We start from the raw sequence: 19,187 nt of genomic DNA, 5'->3' as shown, positions 1-19,187 counted from the left end.
GACGAGCGTGATGAGTGCTTCTACACCTTCGCCTCTGCGCGTCGCCATCATTGGCGCCGGGCAGGTCGCGGATAAAGTGCATGCCTCGTATTACGCCACGCGCAGTGATGTTCAGATGGTGGCTGTCATGGACAGCCATCCTGAACAGGCTCGGGCGTTTGCGGAACGTCATGGTATTTCCTCGGTATGGCAGGATGCGCGAGAGATGCTCGAGGCGGTTAAGCCGGATGTGGTGAGCGTCTGTTCGCCTAACCGGTTCCATTTCGGGCACGTCATGGCAGCGCTGGAAGCTGGCTGCCACGTGATGTGTGAAAAACCACCTGCTATGACGCCGCAGGAGGCCGACCGGATGCGCATGGCCGCGCGCAAGGCGGGAAAAGTGCTGGCGTATGATTTTCACCATCGTTTTGCTCTCGATACGCAACTGCTGCGTGAAGCTGTGATAAAGGGGGAACTGGGCGAAATTTATTACACCACGGCGCAGGCGCTACGCCGCTGCGGGGTTCCCGGCTGGGGCGTCTTAACCAACAAAACGCTTCAGGGCGGTGGGCCGCTGATTGATATCGGCATCCATATGCTCGATGCCGCGATGTACGTGCTGGGGTTCCCGGCGGTAAAACGGGTGACGGCACACAGCTTCCAGAGGCTGGGGAACCGTAAATGCAGCGGTCAGTTTGGTGCGTGGGATCCCACGCAGTTTACCGTTGAAGATGCCCTGTTTGGCACCATTGAATTTTGCAACGGCGGCATTCTGCGTCTGGACACGTCGTTTGCGCTCAATATCCGCGAACAATCCATCATGAATGTCGCATTTTGCGGTGAAAAGGCGGGCGCCATGCTGTTCCCGGCGCACATCTACAACGACGAAGCCGGTACTTTAGTCACCCTCACGCAGCGTGAAGAGGCTGACGATCGGCGTCATATGCGCAGTATGGATGCCTTCGTACGGCATGTGCAGGGAGAGCCCGTCATGATCGCTGATGCGGAGCAGGGGCTGGTTATCCAGCAGCTCGTCGCCGCGCTGTATGAATCAGCAGAAACAGGGGAAAGCGTGACGTTATGCTAAACGTGTCTGTATTAACCGACCCGGGCTTTTGTCCACACAGCCTGAATAAATACGCCTCCATCATGGCCTGCGGTAATGGCTACATGGGGATCCGCGCTGCGCATGAAGAAGATTACACCCAGCAAACCCGAGGCATGTATCTTGCGGGCCTCTATCATCGTGCCGGTCGCAACGAGACCACTGAGCTGATCAATCTGCCGGATATCATCGGTATCGATGTTGAGCTGGATGGCGTCAATTTCACGCTCCTGTCAGGCGAAATCCTCGAGTGGCAGCGCGAGCTGGCGTTTGCTAATGGCGAGCTTCGTCGCAGCGTCGTCTGGCGCTCGCCTGACGGGAAACGCTATCGTCTGGAGAGCCGTCGTTTCGTGTCGATGGACCAGTTGCCCTTAGTGGCCATGCAGCTTTCGATTACACCGCTCGATGCCGCCACGCAGGCCGTGCTGAAAACCGGCATTGACGCAACGCAAACGAACAGCGGCAGACAGCATCTGGATGAAGTGTCGGTCAGAGTGTTCGACAAGCAATATATGCAGGGCGTGTATGAAACGCAGGACCGCGCGTCTGAGATTATTGTTTCAGCGTATTGTCGGCTCTCAGCGAAGAGCGACAGCTGTTTCACCGCCAAAAATCGTCGTCTCAGCGTACATCATTCGCTGACGATTGCTAAGGGTGACACTGTCACGCTGGAGAAGATCGTCTGGGTGGCACATCGCAGTGATAAAGCTCTGTCGCAGGCGTCTTTCGCCCGCAACGCGCTGGCCGATCTTAAGGTCTGTGCGGCAAGAGGCTACGACGCGTTGATTGAGAGTTCGGCGTATGCCTGGAAAGCGGTCTGGCGTGACGCTCGGGTGGAGGTGGACTCTACGGAACATCAGGATCAGATGGCGCTGGATTACGCCGTCTGGCATTTGACGACCATGACGCCAGCCCATGATGAGCGAAGCAGTATCGCCGCCAAAGGGCTGACGGGAGAGGGGTATAAAGGCCACGTCTTCTGGGATACCGAAGTTTTCCTGCTGCCTTTCCATCTCTTCACTCGCCCCCAAACCGCCCGTAGCCTGCTGCGCTATCGTTGGCTCAACCTGGCCGGGGCGCGGGAAAAAGCCCGACGCAACGGCTGGCCCGGCGCGTTGTTCCCATGGGAAAGCGCCGCCAGCGGCCTGGAAGAGACGCCAGAGTTCGCGGCTATCAACATCCGAACCGGCACGCGCCAGAAGGTGGCCTCCGCGCTGGCGGAACACCACATCGTGGCGGACATTGCCTGGGCCGTCGTCGCTTACTGGCAGGCGACGCACGATGATGCCTTTATGCGAAACGAAGGCCTGACGCTGCTGATGGAAACCGCCGCGTTCTGGATGGGCCGCGCAACGGAAATCAATGGTCGCCTCGAAATCCATGACGTCATCGGACCGGACGAATATACCGAGCATGTGAACAACAACGCTTATACCAACTATCTGGCCTGGCACAACGTTGCCTGCGCTCGCCAGTTTGTGACGATGTTTGGGCGCGAGGATGAAGGTTTTACGCAGAAAGCGACACGGTTCCTGACGCGCTTATGGCTGCCGGAGGCCAATCCAGACGGTGTGATCCCGCAGGATGATACCTTCATGGCGAAACCCGCCATTGATCTCAGCCGCTATAAAGCAAAAGCAGGGAAGCAGACCATTCTGCTCGATTATTCCCGCGCGGAAGTCAACGACATGCAGATCCTTAAGCAGGCTGATGTTGTGATGCTTACCTACCTGTTGCCGGAGCGGTTTACCCCGCAGCAGTGCGCCGCCAATCTGGCGTTCTACGAGCCCCGCACGATCCATGATTCATCGCTGAGCAAGGCCATTCACGGCATTGTGACCGCCCGCTGTGGTGACACCGAAGGTGCCTACGCCTTCTGGCGCGATGGCGTCGCCATCGATCTTGGGGACGACCCGCACAGCTGCGATGACGGAATTCACGCCGCTGCGACCGGCGCTATCTGGTCCGGCGTCATTCAGGGCTTTGCCGGTGTGCAGATTGTAGAAGGGGAGCTGCATCTTGCGCCGAAACTGCCAGCTCACTGGCAAAAACTGGCATTCCCCCTGCGCTGGCGGAACGCAACGCTGCACTTTACCTATGAAAACGAAGTGTTAACCATTGAAGCTTCGGCACCTTCCATGCTGACGCTGTGGGGCAAGACGCTACACGTATCGGGGCGGAAAGTTTGCGCTTATAAGGATTTTCTTGCACCTGTTAATGGGACCGCTACCACGGAGGGGCACTATGACGCTTAAGGCTGTTGTATTCGATCTGGACGGTGTGATCACCGATACCGCCCACCTCCATTTTCTGGCCTGGCGTGCAGTGGCGGATGAAATCGGCATCACTTTCGACGAAGCGTTTAACGAACAGCTGAAGGGCATTAGCCGCATGGATTCCCTTCAGCGCATCCTGAAGCATGGCGGGAAAGAGGGGACGTTTAGCGATGAGCAGCGCCTCGCGCTGGCGACCAAGAAAAACGCGCTCTATGTCCAGTCTCTGGCGTCGCTGACGGAGGATTCACTGCTTCCCGGTATTCGCGACGTGCTGGCGGATATCCGTGCGGCGAAAGTCAAAATTGGGCTCGCCTCCGTTTCCCTGAATGCCCCGGGGATTCTGCACGCGCTGGGCATTCATCAGGCCTTCGATTTTTGCGCCGATGCTTCCCGTATTTGCCGCTCAAAGCCAGACCCGGAGATCTTCCTTGCCGCCTGTGCAGGCCTGAATGTGCGTCCTGACGCGGCTATAGGTATCGAAGATGCACCTGCAGGCGTTGAGGCGATCAACGCGGCGGGAATGCTATCGGTTGGGATTGGATGTGGCCTGAACCATGCGGGTTTACAACTTCATTCAACGCGGGAACTGACCTGGAAATGCCTGACCGAGTTTTGGGCATCCCGGACGTATTGATAAGGAATTAACAATGGCTCAACTGTCCCTGAAACACATTCAGAAAATCTATGATAACCAGGTCCACGTGGTTAAGGATTTCAATCTCGAAATCGAAGACAAGGAGTTCATCGTCTTCGTCGGGCCTTCGGGCTGCGGCAAATCCACGACGCTGCGCATGATTGCCGGTCTGGAGGAGATCAGTGCGGGTGAACTGATTATTGACGGGGTATGCATGAATGACGTGCCCGCCAAGTCTCGTGATATCGCGATGGTGTTCCAGAACTATGCGCTTTATCCGCATATGACGGTCTACGACAACATGGCGTTTGGCCTGAAGATGCAAAAAATTGCGCCAGTGGTTATCGACGAGCGCGTTAACTGGGCGGCACAGATCCTCGGATTACGCGAGTACCTCAAGCGTAAACCGGGCGCGCTGTCCGGCGGCCAGCGACAGCGCGTGGCGTTGGGCAGGGCGATCGTGCGCGAAGCGGGCGTGTTCCTGATGGATGAACCGCTCTCCAACCTCGATGCCAAGCTTCGCGTGCAGATGCGGGCTGAAATCAGCAAGCTGCATCAGAAGCTTAACACCACCATGATTTACGTGACCCACGACCAGACGGAAGCCATGACCATGGCGACCCGCATCGTGATCTTAAAAGACGGCATTATTCAGCAGGTCGGTGCACCTAAGCAGGTCTACAACGAACCGGCAAATATGTTTGTTGCCGGGTTTATTGGATCGCCAGCCATGAATTTCATTCGCGGCGCTATCGACGATCGCTATTTCGTCACGGAAACGCTGCGTCTGAAGATTCCAGAGGACAAGCTCGCTTCACTGAATGCCGCAGGGTATCAGCGCAAAGCCGTGGTCTTTGGGATCCGCCCGGAAGATATCCTCACTCTGCAGAGCAGCGGTAAGCATATCGCAGCGAAAGTCAGCGTAGCCGAACTGACCGGCGCGGAGTTCATGCTTTACGCCAGCGTTGGGGGCCATGAGCTGGTGGTTCGCGCTGGCGCCGCGAATGATTATGCCGCTGGGGATAATATCAACATCCAGTTCGATATGAACGAGTGCCATTTCTTCGACGCTGAAACCGAAGCGGCTATTAGATAAGAAAGGTGTTCGCCGGAAATGCAAATTTCCGGTTTTTTTGTTTGTTACTTATAAAGGGAAAATTAAATGAGTACTCTACTAAGAAGTGCTGCGCTCGTGCTGTGCGCAGGAGTTAGCTGTGCACAAGCATCAGAGGCAGCTAAACATTGGGAATTTAATATTGGCGCAATGTATGAAATCGAAAACGTTGAGGGGCAGGGCGACGATAAAGATGGATTATATGAACCTTCCGTGTGGTTTAATGCAACCTGGGATGCGTGGACTATTTCGCTGGCGATGTATCAGGAGGGGCCGGTTGATTACAGCAGTATGACCCGTGGAACCTATTTCGATCGTCCTGAATTTCAATTACGCTATCGCTTTATCGGAACCGATGATTTTACCTTCGGTCTGACCGGCGGTTTCCGTAATTATGGTTATCACTTTAAAGATGAACACGGCGCCAAAGACGGCAGCGCGAATATGCAGCGCTATAAAGTTCAGCCTGACTGGGATATTAAATTAACCGACAACTGGCGTTTTGGCGGCTGGTTTGCCCTGTATCAGTTTGCTAACGATCTGCAAAAAACCGGCTATGCTGACAGCCGCGTTGAAACCGAAACGGGCTTTACCTGGACCATTAACGAAACCTTTGCGGCTAAAGTGAATTACTATTTAGAGCGCGGTTTCAATATGGACAGTTCCCGTAATAACGGCGAGTTTTCTACTCAGGAAATTCGTGCCTATCTGCCCATTTCGTTAGGCCAGACCACCTTAACGCCTTATACCCGCCTGGGGCTAGATCGTTGGTCGAACTGGGACTGGCAGGACGATCCTGAGCGTGAAGGACACGATTTTAACCGACTGGGTCTCCTCTACGCTTACGATTTCAACAATGGTTTATCCATGACGCTTGAATACGCTTATGAGTGGGAAAACCACGATGAAGGCGAGAGCGACCGCTTCCACTATGCGGGGGTTGGCGTAAACTACGCGTTCTGACCGACGGCGCGCCAGGGGCACTTCGCCCCTGGTTTTATCGAAGGGATGCGGCCAACAAAAAGTGGGTATCAACCAGCACTTTTTGCGGGGCGGGATGCCCCGCGATACGCCTGAAAAGAAGATCGCAGCTCTCTTCCCCCAGCTTACGGGTGGGGATATCAAAGCCGCCAGGTGCGGGCGTTAAAATGAGAGACAGCATCGGATCACTGTATCCGGCTATCACCACCTGCTCAGGGATCATCAGATTCAACTCATCCGCCGCGCGATAGAGGCTAAGTAACTTCATGCTGTCGGTAGCGAATACCGCATCAGGTGGCGTGGGTGAAGACAACAGTTCCAGAGCCGCCGTAAGCGCACTCTCATGGGTATAACCGCCGTCCCTGATCCAGTCCGGATTAAGGGCAATATGGTGCTTTTCCAGACTGGCTTTATAGCCCGCAAGGCGATCGATCGAAACATGATAATCAAGCGGGGCATGCAGACAGGCAATTTTACGGCGTCCGTTTTTAATAAAGGTTTCGGTCAGCGTGGCGCTGTCATGGAAATTATCCGTGTCGACGGAATAAATATTCTGAAACTCACCTTCAACTTTGCCGATAACCACTACCGGTACGCCATACGCATCCAGCGTGGTGAAAAAGGATTCATTTGCCGGTGAACTCAGCATTATGATCCCTTTGATCATCTTCTGTTTTATTTTACTCACGCATTTCAGCAGATCGTCTTCGCTGCTTTTTGACGTTTGTAAAATAACGTCAAAGCCTTCTTCTTCCGCTTTTGCCGTAATGGCATGCAGGACATCGGAGAAAAAAGGATTTCCGGCAGTGGTTTTGGTTGAACGGGTCGAAATAACCATAATGGCATCGAAGCCTGAAGAGGTCAGGGCGCGGGCCAGTTTGTTGGGCTGATAATTTAATTCGTCAATCGCCTTCAGCACTTTTTCACGCGCTTCGGGAGAAATATTCGTTTGTTTATTCAGAACGCGGGAAACGGTTGATTTCGATACGCCCGCAACCCGTGCGATATCATAGATGGTGGGTGACATACACCTTACTCACTCCGGACTGACAGCAATGCCGTTCATCTTACTGGAGAGAAAACGGCAATAGCAATAAATAAGAATTGATAATCAACGATCTGCCCCCATTTATTGTATTCTGAAGCCATGCATTCAAGGCTTCCAGGCAACGAAGGACGGCGATGAAGCGACTTAAAAACGAAATCAATTCACTGGTGAACCGTGGCGTTGACCGTCATCTGCGTCTGGCCGTGACGGGGCTGAGCCGCAGCGGTAAGACGGCGTTTATCACCGCGATGGTAAACCAGCTCCTGAACCTGCACGCCGGGGCACGTCTGCCGCTGCTCAGCGCGGTGCGGGAAGAACGCCTGCTGGGCGTGAAGCGCGTCCCTCAGCGTGATTTTGGTATTCCGCGTTTTACCTATGACGAAGGGCTGGCGCAGCTCAACGGCGATCCGCCCACGTGGCCGACGCCGACGCGAGGAGTCAGTGAAATTCGCCTCGCGCTGCGCTTTCGCTCGAATGAATCCCTGATGCGCCACTTCAAGGATACCTCCACGCTGTACCTTGAAATCGTCGATTACCCCGGTGAATGGCTGCTCGACCTGCCGATGCTGGCGCAGGATTACCTCAGCTGGTCCCGCCAGATGACGGGGTTGTTGCAGGGGCAGCGCGCCGGGTGGTCGGCCAAATGGCGACAGCTTTGCGAAGGCCTGGACCCGCTTGCGCCGGCCGATGAAAACCGTCTGGCGGCCATTGCCGAAGCCTGGACGGCGTATCTGCACCAGTGCAAGCAGGAAGGGTTGCACTTCATTCAGCCGGGTCGCTTTGTCCTGCCGGGTGATTTAGCGGGCGCGCCTGCGCTTCAGTTCTTCCCCTGGCCGGACGTGGATGGGGTGGGCGAGTCGAAGCTGGCGCAGGCCGACAGGCACACAAACGCCGGGATGCTGCGCGAGCGTTACAATTACTACTGTGAAAAAGTGGTCAAGGGATTCTATAAAAACCATTTCTTGCAATTTGACCGTCAGATTGTGCTGGTGGATTGTCTGCAGCCGCTCAACAGCGGGCCGCAGGCCTTCAACGATATGCGCCTGGCGCTGACGCAGCTGATGCAAAGTTTTCACTACGGGCAGCGGACGCTGTTTCGCCGTCTGTTCTCACCGGTGATCGACAAACTGCTTTTTGCGGCCACCAAGGCCGATCACGTTACGGTCGACCAGCATGCCAATATGGTATCGCTGCTGCAGCAGCTGGTGCAGGACGCCTGGCAAAACGCCGCCTTCGAAGGGATCGCCATGGATTGCCTTGGGCTTGCGTCCGTGCAGGCAACGCAAAGCGGGCTGATTGACCTTAACGGCGAGAAAATACCGGCATTACGCGGGAACCGGCTCAGCGACGGTGAACCGCTTACCGTCTATCCGGGCGAAGTGCCTGCGCGGCTGCCGGGTCAGGCCTTCTGGCAGAACCAGGGCTTCCAGTTTGAAGCCTTCCGCCCGCAGGCAATGAGCGTCGATCGGCCATTACCACACATCCGTCTGGATGCGGCGCTGGAGTTTTTGATTGGAGATAAATTGCGATGACGGAACCGTTAAAACCGCGCATAGACTTTACCGGAACGCTTGAGCAGGACCCTCAGGAGGCGTTCAAAACCGCGCAGACGTTCAGCGGTACGCAGGCTGATAACTTTGCTCCGGCCCTGACAGAGGAGCCCGGCGTTGAGGAAGGTCCGGCAGAGGCGGTTGTTGAAGCCGCCCTGCGTCCAAAGCGCAGCCTGTGGCGCAGGATGGTCACCGCCGGTCTGGCGCTGTTTGGCGTAAGCGTGGTTGGGCAGGGCGTGCAGTGGACGATGAATGCCTGGCAAACTCAGGACTGGGTCGCGCTGGGCGGATGTGCCGCGGGCGCGCTGATTGTGGGTGCGGGTATCGGATCGGTTGCCACCGAGTGGCGGCGGCTCTGGCGTTTGCGCCAGCGCGCGCACGAGCGTGATGAAGCGCGGGATCTGCTCCACAGTCACGGCACCGGCAAAGGCCGCGCGTTCTGTGAAAAGCTGGCCAGCCAGGCCGGCATCGATCAGTCGCATCCGGCGCTTCAGCGCTGGTACGCCGCCATCCATGAAACCCAGAACGACCGGGAAGTGGTGACGCTCTACTCCCATATAGTTCAGCCAGTGCTGGATGCCCAGGCGCGACGCGAGATCAGCCGTTCTGCGGCGGAATCCACCCTGATGATTGCCGTCAGCCCGCTGGCGCTGGTCGATATGGCCTTTATCGCCTGGCGTAACCTGCGCCTGATCAACCGTATCGCGAACCTGTACGGCATAGAGCTGGGTTATTACAGTCGACTCCGGCTGTTCAAGCTGGTCCTGCTCAATATCGCGTTTGCCGGGGCGAGTGAACTGGTGCGCGAAGTGGGAATGGACTGGATGTCGCAGGATCTGGCGGCGCGTCTTTCTGCTCGAGCCGCCCAGGGTATCGGCGCGGGATTGTTGACGGCGCGTTTGGGGATTAAAGCGATGGAAGTTTGCCGTCCGCTGCCGTGGATTGACGGCGATAAGCCCCGGCTGGGGGATTTCAGGCGCGAGCTGATCGGCCAGCTCAAAGAGACGCTCAATAAAAAACCGGCTCCGTGAGGTTTTGTTCACTTATCGTGCTGGCTGTCAATATTTGTTGACAGCCATCTTCCCGATCACCGTGTTCTGACATATCATTTTACTGTTATTGGCTTAAAACGGTGAATTTCCCATGCGTCTTGAAGTCTTCTGTGAAGACCGTCTCGGTCTGACCCGCGAGTTACTCGATCTTCTTGTTTTACGTAGCATTGATTTACGTGGCATTGAGATCGATCCTGTCGGGCGAATTTACCTCAATTTTGCCGAAATTGAATTTAATACCTTCAGCAGCCTGATGGCGGAAATCCGCCGTATCGCTGGCGTTACGGATGTACGCACCATTCCCTGGATGCCCTCTGAGCGTGAGCACCTGGCGCTGAGCGCGCTGCTGGAAGCCATGCCTGAGCCGTTCCTCTCCCTGGATTTGAAAAGCAAAGTTGAGCGCGTTAACCACGCGAGCTGCCAGCTTTTCGCGCAGAGCCAGGAGAAGCTCAGCAATCATAATGCCGCGCAGCTGATCCCCGGTTTTAACTTCCAGCGCTGGCTGGACAGCAATCCGCAGAACACGCTTAGCGAGCACGTGGTGATTAACGGGCAGAACTTCCTGATGGAGATCACGCCGGTCTATCTGAAAGGGGAAGGGAATACCCGAGTATTGACTGGCGCGGTGATCATGCTGCGCTCGACGTTACGCATGGGTCGCCAGCTGCAAAACATTTCCAGCCAGGATGTTGGCGCGTTCAGCCAGATTATTGCCGTCAGCCCGAAAATGCGCCATGTGGTTGATCAGGCGCGCAAGCTCGCAAGCCTGACCGCGCCGCTGCTGATTACCGGGGACACCGGCACCGGGAAAGACCTGCTGGCTCACGCGGTGCACCTGGCGAGCCCGCGTGCGGCCAAGCCTTATCTGGCACTTAACTGCGCCTCTATTCCGGAAGATGCCGTTGAAAGCGAGCTGTTTGGCCACGCGCCGGAAGGCAAGAAAGGGTTCTTCGAGCAGGCTAACGGCGGCTCGGTGCTGCTGGACGAAATCGGCGAAATGTCGCCACGTATGCAGGCTAAGCTGCTGCGTTTCCTTAACGACGGAACCTTCCGCCGCGTCGGCGAGGATCACGAAGTGCATGTGGACGTGCGCGTCATTTGCGCCACCCAGAAGAATCTGGTGGAGCTGGTGCAAAAGGGGATCTTCCGCGAGGATCTCTATTACCGCCTCAACGTCCTGACGCTGAATATTCCCCCGCTGCGCGATTGTCCGCAGGACATCATGCCGCTAACGGAACTGTTCGTCGCCCGCTTTGCCGACGAGCAGGGGGTGCCGCGTCCGAAGCTGTCTGCCGATCTCGGCACGGTGCTCATGCGCTACGGCTGGCCGGGCAACATTCGCCAGCTTAAAAACGCCGTTTATCGTGCGCTGACCCAGCTGGAAGGTTATGAACTGCGTCCGCAGGATATTCTGTTGCCTGATTACGACGCGGGGACGGTATCGGTCGGCGAAGAGGCGATGGAGGGTTCGCTGGATGATATCACAAGCCGTTTTGAGCGCTCCGTGCTGACGCAGCTGTACCGCAGCTATCCCAGCACCCGCAAGCTGGCAAAACGTCTTGGCGTCTCGCATACCGCGATCGCGAACAAGCTGCGTGAGTATGGATTGAATCATAAGAAAGGTGACGAATAACAAAAAGCCTCTGTAAAGAGGCTTTTTGCTTTATGGTTATTCCTTCGCCATCGGCGTGTTAACGATTTCTGTTTTTGTCTCTCCCTGAATCGACGCAATCCTGTTTTCGACCTCTTTCACCTGCTGCGGACTGTGCAGCAGGGTATAGGTCAAGTCAAACTGCGCGCTGGCACCGGGCTGCAGCTGCTTAACCCGCTTCTGCTCGCGTTCAATCGTAACGGGGTAGGCGTAGCTGGTGCCTGGCTCAATGCCCGTGACGTAGCCCTGCTTCAGCGTGTCGGTGTTCTTCCACAAGGTCAGCACGGGCAGCTGGCGGGTATCAAACTGGATTGACGCGCCTTTATCTCCGGCTTTATTGACCACCGCTGCAAGCGTTTCGTGGTTATTGTCCGCGAGCGGTTTAATGTTAAAGACCATCTCATCAAAGCCTTTTGTCGGCCCGGCATAGGTTTGCCAGACGTTAACGCCCGCTTTGGCGTAGTCATTGAACGGGCTCACGCTCGCCGCCGGCGCAAGGAAACGCGCGCCTTCTTCGAGGATCGGCGTGCCGAAGTTGCTGTGATAGATGATTTGGTAATCATGAGGGTAATCCGCATGGTTGGTCAGAACATCATGCAGGCTGAACTGGTTGGTTCCGGGAACGTAGCGCAGTTCGGTCATGGTTTGCAGATCCGATTTTTTAAACGTGCTCTCTTTGATCAAACCCCGAACGCGGATCTCATGCGGAGCAGCATCGGCGATTTCAACCTCGACCTGCGAAACGGGGGTATTACCGGCCCTGCCGTGCAGGGTGTAAATTTGCCCATCCGCAGTGACCGGGTGTCCTGTCCACTCATAGCCACAGCGCACCATCATCTCGTTGAAACCATCCAGCCAGCCGAGACCGTTGCGGCTCTCAAGATTGATATATGCCGGATTAACGACCTCTTTAACGGGCGAATTCCACCCCAGTCGGGTTCCAAAGCCTTCTACGTGCAGAAGGTTCATCCCGCGAGTCGGGCTCAGGGTAATCGTCAGGCCATCTTTGCTGCTAATTATGATGACTTTGCTGCCTTCCTGTTTACCACCGTGTAAGACTTTTTGCTCAATGCTGAACGTTTGATCTTTAACTTTCAGCTCATCACTGGAAATCTTCCAGTTTCCCTTCTCTACGCTGCTTTCAGCGCTTGTCAGCACCCAGGTTTTGGCCGCTGCATGGCCAGAAATCAGTACCGCAAGGAGCGTAAAAGCGAATTTAATTTTCATATTTTATCCTTTTTGCTGAAACGATTATTTTCTTTCGTAAGCAAATCTAATGTTTAGGCTAAAAGGGAAATGTGATGTGCTTCACTGCGGTCGAAAATAGAGAATTTTAACGATTATTATGCGCTATTGATCACGACAGCGTTACATATTGTCTTAGTTATTGCATGATTAATGTGATTTGTGTTCATTTTAGCTTTAACGATTCAGCTTTAAGGCAATAAAAAACCCCGCCGCGGCGAGGTTGAGATTAAGTTGTATAGAATGCTAAGTACTTATTATGCTTTCAGCACGTCCAGCGCGGCAGTGTAGTCCGGCTCGGTGGTTATTTCGTTAACCAGTTCGCTGAAGACAACGGTATCGTTTTCATCCAGAACCAGTACGGCACGTGCTGCCAGACCTTTCAGTGGGCCTTCCGCGATGCTGACGCCGTATTTCTCGAGGAAATCTGCGCTGCGCAGGGTGGAGAGGGTAATAACGTTGCTCAGGCCTTCGGCACCGCAGAAACGGGACTGGGCAAACGGCAGGTCAGCGGAAATGCACAGCACAACGGTGTTGTCCATTTCAGTCGCCAGCTGGTTGAATTTACGCACGGACGCGGCACAAACGCCGGTATCAATGCTTGGGAAAATGTTCAGTACTTTGCGTTTACCCGCAAACTGAGCCAGTGTGACGTCAGACAGATCTTTAGCCACCAGAGTAAAAGCCTGCGCTTTGTTGCCAGCCTGCGGAATGGAACCTGCAACAGCAACCGGGTTGCCCTGGAAATGAACGAGTTGTGACATAGATATCTTCCTGTTTACATATAGTTAACGTCGGGGCTAGTGTATGCCATCAGCGGATAACACGGCAAACCAAATTTTTCGCCTTTCCGGGCCGCAAGGAGTCAGTGATGAGAAGCGTTAAGGTCTATGAAGAAGCCTGGCCATTGCATACCCCGTTTGTGATCTCTCGCGGCAGCCGAAGTGAAGCCAGCGTGGTCGTGGTTGAAATCGAAGAAGAGGGGGTCAAAGGCGTCGGGGAATGTACGCCTTACCCGCGCTATGGAGAAAGTGTCGCGTCGGTGATGGCGCATATCATGACCCTGGTGCCTGAGCTGCAAAAGGGGCTCACGCGCGAGGCGTTACAGCAGCGTTTACCCGCCGGGGCAGCGCGTAATGCCATCGACTGCGCGCTATGGAGCCTTGAGGCCGCCAGGCAGCAGCAATCGCTGACGTCCTTGCTGGGTGTGGCGCTGCCGGAGTCCGTCGTGACGGCGCAAACGGTCGTGATTGGTGAGCCGGAGCAGATGGCCGCCAGCGCAAAAGCGCTCTATGACGCCGGGGCCACGCTGTTAAAAGTGAAGCTCGACGATCGCCTGATCAGCGAGCGGATGGTCGCCATTCGCTCGGCGGTTCCCTCGGCCACGCTGATTGTTGACGCCAACGAGTCGTGGCATCCCGAGGGGCTTGCCGCCCGATGCCAGCTGTTGGCCGACCTGGGCGTGGCGATGCTGGAACAGCCTCTGCCAGCGAAGGATGATGCGGCGCTGAAGAATTTTATCCATCCGCTGCCCGTCTGTGCGGATGAAAGCTGTCATACCCGCGAGAATTTGAGCGCGCTTAAGGGCAGCTATGAGATGGTCAATATCAAGCTCGACAAGACTGGCGGGCTGACAGAAGCGCTGGCCCTGGCGGCGGAAGCGCAGGCGCAGGGCTTTTCCCTGATGCTGGGATGCATGCTCTGCACATCCCGGGCGATCGGCGCGGCGCTACCGCTGGTCAATCAGGTCCGTTTCGCCGATCTGGATGGCCCGACGTGGCTGGCGGTTGACGTTTCACCGGCGCTTAATTTTACCAGCGGCGTGCTTCATCTTTGAGGCTGCCAGCGCAGTAGCTCCATCATCGCGTTTAAGTATTTTTCGCTGGCTTCGTCGGAGGAAATTGGCGGGAATTCAGCGGTGATGCAGGGCAGGCTCAAATCGGCGCACCAGCTACCGAACGATCCGGGTGTTTCATAGCCCACGCTGGTGACGAGCGGCAGGGCAAAAGCCTGCGCCAGCCAAGCGCCCAGGTCGGAGTGACGCGGATCTTCAATACAGGCCAGCGGATCGTGGAAGGAGACAACCCAGGCGGGGTGGATCTTATGGATAAGCTGGCACAGCGCCTGCGTTTCCGGCTCGGAGCCGGGCTTGTCTCCCGTCAGCAGCACCACGTCCCGCTCCTCGGCGGAGCTGTTCCAGCGATAAACCGTTTCGCCGGCGCGCCAGTTTGCCGCCGGGAAATTACGGTTCAGGTCAACGCCCCTCGCATTCGCCCGTAATCCAAGCTGACAGCCGTCCGGATTGACGGCAAGAATGACGTGGTGACGTCGCAATGAAGGCGTCAGCGTCCGCAGCGCGCAGGAAAGCGTGACGATGGACGAGTTTTCATCTCCGTGCGTGCCGGCAATGATCAAACCGCTGCTGCGATCGGCATCGGGCGCCGGGAACCAGATCAGCGATGCGCCTAAAAATGAGCGGCCATATTGTTCAGCGCCCGGCGGGAAGGCGCCGCGCTCCGCGCGTGGTCGGGTGGTTGCCATACGAAATCCTGATAAAGAAGTCTCTACTGGCAGTGTTGTGCAAAACCCGCTGTTAATCAAATAGTTTCCGTAACGCTTGAGAATTGCCTTAAATCACTATTCGGGCGTAAGGTATTTGCATTTCTCTTTTTCGAAACAAATAATTACGCATCTGCTTGTTACCTGAATTCATCAAAGGGGATCTTATGAAGCATCCTGTTTCGCGTCTTTGCGCTGCACTGTACCTGTGCGGACTCTCTACACTCTCGTACGCTGCTGATGTGCCCCAGGGCACGGTACTGGCGCAAAAACAGGAGCTGGTCAGGCATATTAAAGACGAGCCGGCTTCGCTCGATCCGGCAAAAGCGGTGGGATTACCCGAGATTCAGGTGATTCGCGATCTTTTCGAAGGGCTGGTGAATCAGAACGAAAAAGGGGAGCTGACCCCGGGCGTGGCGACGCGCTGGCAGAGCAACGATAACCGTATCTGGACGTTCACCCTGCGCGATAACGCGAAATGGTCTGACGGTACGCCCGTCACCGCGCAGGATTTTGTCTACAGCTGGCAGCGTCTGGTTGACCCGAAAACCACCTCTCCGTTTGCCTGGTTTGCGGCGCTGGCAGGCATCAACAACGCGCAGGCCATTATTGATGGCAAAGCGGCGCCAGATACCCTGGGCGTGACGGCGGTGGATGCCAGAACCTTACGCGTCCAGCTGGATAAACCGCTCCCGTGGTTTAGCAACCTGACGGCGAACTTTGCCTTCTATCCGGTGCAAAAAGCGAACGTTGAAAGCGGGAAAGAGTGGACGCGTCCGGGCGCTCTGGTGGGTAACGGCGCGTACGTCCTGAACGACCGCGTGGTGAATGAAAAACTGGTTGTCGTACCGAATACACACTACTGGGACAATGCGAAAACTGTCCTGCAAAAAGTGACTTTCATTCCGATTAATCAGGAATCGTCCGCCACTAAGCGCTATCTGGCGGGAGATATTGATATCACCGAATCGTTCCCGAAAAACATGTATCAGAAGCTCCTGAAGGACATTCCGGGACAGGTGTATACGCCGCCTCAGCTCGGGACCTATTACTATGCGTTTAACACGCAAAAGGGTCCGACGGCCGATGCCCGGGTGCGTCTTGCGCTGAGCATGACTATCGATCGCGGCATTATGGCAGAAAAGGTATTAGGTACAGGCGAGAAGCCGGCCTGGCATTTCACCCCTGACGTGACGGCGGGTTTCACCCCTGAACCTTCTCCGTTCGAGCAGATGTCCCAGCAGGAGCTGAACGCTCAGGCGAAAACGTTGCTTCAGGCCGCAGGTTACGGCCCGCAGCGTCCGCTGAAGTTGACCCTGCTGTACAACACCTCGGAAAACCACCAGAAAATCGCCATTGCGGTGGCGTCTATGTGGAAGAAAAATCTCGGTGTGGACGTCAAACTGCAAAACCAGGAGTGGAAAACCTATATCGACAGCCGTAATACCGGCAATTTTGATGTGATCCGCGCGTCATGGGTAGGCGATTACAACGAGCCGTCGACCTTCCTGTCTCTGCTGACCTCAACCCACAGCGGTAATATCTCGCGTTTCAATGAGCCGGCCTACGATAAAATTATCCACCAGGCGACGCTGGAAACCACGGCGAAAGCGCGTAATACGGACTACAACATGGCGGAGAAAATCCTCATGGAGAAAGCGCCTATCGCACCCATTTACCAGTACACCAACGGTCGTCTTATTAAACCGTGGGTTAAAGGGTATCCGATTAATAACCCAGAAGACGTGGCGTATAGCCGGACGATGTATATCGAGAAGCACTGATGTTTTATGAGACCTGGCGCATTCTCGCGCCAGGTCTGCAAAACGCGGTACCGCTTCATCCGTTGTTATTCTAACAGCGCGTTAAACTTCGCCAGCCACTGCGGATGCGCGGGCCAGGCGGGAGCCGTCACCAGGTTGCCGTCAACATGGGCCTGATCGATGCCGATAGCGGCGTAGTGTCCCCCGCTGAGACGTACTTCAGGCGCGCAGGCAGGGTAGGCGCTACAGGTTCGTCCTTTCAGGATGCCCGCGGCAGCAAGCAGCTGCGGGCCGTGGCACACCGCAGCAATCGGCTTACGCGCGGCGTCAAATGCCTGCACCAGCTTTAACACGTCCTCATTTAGCCGCAGATACTCGGGCGCTCTCCCACCGGGGATGAGCAGCGCGTCGTAGTCCTGCTCCTTAACGGCGGAAAAATCGGCGTTGAGGGTAAACCGGTGACCGGGCTTTTCGCTATAGGTCTGGGCACCGTCAAAGTCATGGATTGCCGTCATGATGTAGTCGCCCTTCGGTTTGTCGGGGCAGACCGCATCCACCTGATGGCCAATCATCTGCAAAGCCTGAAAAGGCACCATGGTTTCGTAATCTTCGGCGTAATCGCCAACCAGCATCAGGATCTTCTTGCTCATCTTTCCTCACCTCTATCAATAAAGATGATTAAGATATAGCCTGGCGTGGCTGAATTGCCGGAAATAAAAAAGCCCGTCAGAGCACGGGCAACATAAGCAAATGAATAAGTGATTCGTTATCAACGTTGTTGGAGGATAACGCCGCGTATTTTACGCGGCTGTAAGGGAAGCAGATACCTGACATATTCGGTAGGTGAAACAAGCGATTAAACGTGCGTTACGGTGCGTCGAAGGTCGGGTAAAGGCTATTTTCAAGAAACTCGACGAGATACCAGATCTCACCGCTAAAAATAAACCAGAAGCCAAATATAATAAGGAGTAAAATAATTAAGGTGAGTATTATTTCTGTTTTTCCCATTGCGGCTTTTACCCACCTGACGCTAATTCATTCGAGGTGGGCATTGTAGCGGGGCTTTTCCGGATACTCCAGTTTCATGCAGCAAGGACTTTATTGCGTCCGTCATTTTTAGCGCGATACAGCGCATCGTCCACACGCTTAAACAGCTCGTCAATACTTTCACCCTGATTGTGCCGCGCTACGCCGATGCTGACGGTGAACCGCGGCAAGCCAGGAATCGTAATGCGGGCAACGGCCGCGCGGACTGACTCGGCAATCTGCAACGCGGTGTCGAGAGAGGTGCGCGGCAGCAGGATAACGAACTCTTCGCCACCCCAGCGGAACACCATGTCGCCTTCCCGACTACAGGCTTCCAGCGTTCGGGAAAGGGCGATAAGCACCTCATCGCCTTTCAGATGGCCGAACAGGTCATTAATGTTTTTGAAATGGTCGGTATCCACCAGCAGCAGGCTAAATTGCTGCTGCGCAGGAAGTTTATTCAGGTTGCTTTGATCGGTAATCGCGTGGATGATGCACAGCATCAGCTTGTCGCCGTAGATCTCAATGGGCCCGGCATACGTCTGAACGTGGCGGGTGGATCCATCGGCAAGGCGGTGAACAAAATTGAGCGGCTTATGACCGCCGGGCAGCGCGGCAATTGCAGTCATAATGGGCATCACATCTCGCCCCAGCGTATTGATTTCCCAGGTATGCTTACTGCACATGTCATCATGTGAATAACCATAAAAATTGAGCGCGGCCAGATTCGCATCGACGATTTGACCGTCGCGGGCCGGATCGATTAGCAGCATCGGGGCGCTGTTGGTCAGAAAAAAGCGCGCATAAAAACCCTGCTTTTTCCGCCGGTAGGTGGCGGAACGGCTGGCCTTCAATCCTGAGAGTATTGGTTGGGAGACGCCCTCGAAAACGATCACATCTCCCCAGGGCACGTAGTGGGCAAGCGAGAGGCGACAGCTTAACGGCGTATCCTGTCCAACCCGGTTCGTTGTCCAGATTTCGACGATCTCCTGCTCTGTTTTCAGTTCAGATACATACATCGACAGGACGGTTTGCGCACTGGCTGAATAAATCCCTTTTCGCAGGTCATTGAGCGTTTTATCCCCCATGATCTGCGTTGCGGCCACATTCGCAAAAACGATCTTTTCCGACACGGGTGAAACGAGCCACACGGGTGTTTTAATTACATTCAACGCATCAAAACAAGGTTGCGACATAGGCGTTT

At 55.4% G+C, this 19,187-nt stretch carries 17 protein-coding genes; 10 read left to right on the top strand and 7 right to left on the bottom strand.

Annotated elements, in window-relative coordinates:
- The first annotated feature begins 7 nt into the window (after positions 1-7).
- The 5 genes from LA04_RS07750 (at position 8) to LA04_RS07730 (ending at position 6,071) form a co-directional block, all read left to right on the top strand.
- Positions 8-1,066, top strand: coding sequence for a Gfo/Idh/MocA family protein (locus LA04_RS07750; protein ID WP_152594357.1), 1,059 nt, complete (start codon positions 8-10; stop codon positions 1,064-1,066).
- Entirely contained in the window at positions 1,060-3,339 is a 2,280-nt protein-coding gene (locus LA04_RS07745) for a glycoside hydrolase family 65 protein (protein ID WP_047651092.1), read from the top strand. The genes LA04_RS07750 and LA04_RS07745 overlap by 7 nt, the downstream gene beginning before the upstream one ends.
- On the top strand, positions 3,329-3,994 hold the full coding sequence (pgmB, locus tag LA04_RS07740) for a beta-phosphoglucomutase (protein ID WP_047651091.1): 666 nt from the start codon (positions 3,329-3,331) through the stop codon (positions 3,992-3,994). Before LA04_RS07745 ends, pgmB begins: the two co-directional genes overlap by 11 nt.
- Positions 3,995-4,007: 13 nt before the next feature.
- Entirely contained in the window at positions 4,008-5,090 is a 1,083-nt protein-coding gene (locus LA04_RS07735) for an ABC transporter ATP-binding protein (protein WP_047651090.1), read from the top strand.
- Positions 5,091-5,156: 66 nt separating this feature from the next.
- On the top strand, positions 5,157-6,071 hold the full coding sequence (locus tag LA04_RS07730; RefSeq protein ID WP_047651089.1) for an OmpG family monomeric porin: 915 nt from the start codon (positions 5,157-5,159) through the stop codon (positions 6,069-6,071).
- 34 nt (positions 6,072-6,105) lie between these two features.
- On the opposite strand, the gene LA04_RS07725 is transcribed toward LA04_RS07730, so the two are convergent.
- Complete coding sequence (locus LA04_RS07725; protein ID WP_047651088.1) at positions 6,106-7,116, bottom strand: LacI family DNA-binding transcriptional regulator; 1,011 nt, start codon at positions 7,114-7,116, stop codon at positions 6,106-6,108.
- Between the two features lie 155 nt (positions 7,117-7,271).
- On the opposite strand from LA04_RS07725, the gene LA04_RS07720 reads away from it, so the two are divergent.
- The 3 genes from LA04_RS07720 to tyrR all read left to right on the top strand — a co-directional run bounded on the left by LA04_RS07720 (position 7,272) and on the right by tyrR (position 11,372).
- Positions 7,272-8,669 carry a YcjX family protein gene (locus tag LA04_RS07720; protein ID WP_047651087.1) on the top strand — a complete coding sequence of 466 codons (1,398 nt, stop codon included), beginning with the start codon at positions 7,272-7,274 and terminating at the stop codon, positions 8,667-8,669.
- On the top strand, positions 8,666-9,718 hold the full coding sequence (locus LA04_RS07715) for a YcjF family protein (RefSeq protein WP_047651086.1): 1,053 nt from the start codon (positions 8,666-8,668) through the stop codon (positions 9,716-9,718). Before LA04_RS07720 ends, LA04_RS07715 begins: the two co-directional genes overlap by 4 nt.
- 112 nt (positions 9,719-9,830) lie before the next feature.
- Entirely contained in the window at positions 9,831-11,372 is a 1,542-nt protein-coding gene (gene tyrR / locus LA04_RS07710; RefSeq protein WP_023335909.1) for a transcriptional regulator TyrR, read from the top strand.
- Positions 11,373-11,408: 36 nt separating this feature from the next.
- Here the strand turns inward: tyrR and LA04_RS07705 are convergent, their stop codons facing one another.
- On the bottom strand, positions 11,409-12,617 hold the full coding sequence (locus tag LA04_RS07705; protein ID WP_047651085.1) for an aldose 1-epimerase family protein: 1,209 nt from the start codon (positions 12,615-12,617) through the stop codon (positions 11,409-11,411).
- A gap of 275 nt (positions 12,618-12,892) precedes the next feature.
- The gene (gene tpx / locus LA04_RS07700; RefSeq protein WP_047651084.1) at positions 12,893-13,399 is read right to left on the bottom strand and encodes a thiol peroxidase; all 507 of its coding nucleotides are present in this window, start codon (positions 13,397-13,399) and stop codon (positions 12,893-12,895) included.
- Positions 13,400-13,506: 107 nt separating this feature from the next.
- Here tpx and ycjG point away from each other — a divergent pair, with 107 nt between their 5' ends.
- The gene (gene ycjG / locus LA04_RS07695; RefSeq protein WP_047651083.1) at positions 13,507-14,472 is read left to right on the top strand and encodes an L-Ala-D/L-Glu epimerase; all 966 of its coding nucleotides are present in this window, start codon (positions 13,507-13,509) and stop codon (positions 14,470-14,472) included.
- Here ycjG and mpaA read toward each other — a convergent pair.
- Entirely contained in the window at positions 14,463-15,176 is a 714-nt protein-coding gene (gene mpaA, locus LA04_RS07690) for a murein tripeptide amidase MpaA (protein ID WP_047651082.1), read from the bottom strand. The two genes, ycjG and mpaA, sit on opposite strands and share 10 nt — an antisense overlap.
- 185 nt (positions 15,177-15,361) lie before the next feature.
- Between mpaA and LA04_RS07685 the strand changes: the two genes are divergently transcribed.
- Entirely contained in the window at positions 15,362-16,978 is a 1,617-nt protein-coding gene (locus LA04_RS07685) for a peptide ABC transporter substrate-binding protein (protein ID WP_047651081.1), read from the top strand.
- Positions 16,979-17,043: 65 nt separating this feature from the next.
- Here the strand turns inward: LA04_RS07685 and LA04_RS07680 are convergent, their stop codons facing one another.
- The 3 genes from LA04_RS07680 to LA04_RS07670 form a co-directional block, all read right to left on the bottom strand.
- Entirely contained in the window at positions 17,044-17,607 is a 564-nt protein-coding gene (locus LA04_RS07680; RefSeq protein WP_033145709.1) for a DJ-1/PfpI family protein, read from the bottom strand.
- A gap of 217 nt (positions 17,608-17,824) precedes the next feature.
- Positions 17,825-17,965 (bottom strand): Ecr family regulatory small membrane protein, encoded by a 141-nt coding sequence (locus LA04_RS24340; RefSeq protein ID WP_021240268.1) that lies wholly within the window; start codon positions 17,963-17,965, stop codon positions 17,825-17,827.
- A 74-nt stretch (positions 17,966-18,039) separates the two neighbouring features.
- Positions 18,040-19,179 (bottom strand): sensor domain-containing diguanylate cyclase, encoded by a 1,140-nt coding sequence (locus LA04_RS07670; protein WP_047651080.1) that lies wholly within the window; start codon positions 19,177-19,179, stop codon positions 18,040-18,042.
- Positions 19,180-19,187: the final 8 nt, after the last annotated feature.

Origin of the sequence: Enterobacter sp. UCD-UG_FMILLET, from assembly GCF_000762975.1 — a bacterium.
Lineage (GTDB): Bacteria > Pseudomonadota > Gammaproteobacteria > Enterobacterales > Enterobacteriaceae > Enterobacter > Enterobacter dykesii.
The sequence above is the reverse complement of the archived record's forward strand: the minus strand, read 5'-3'. Positions and strand labels throughout refer to the sequence as shown.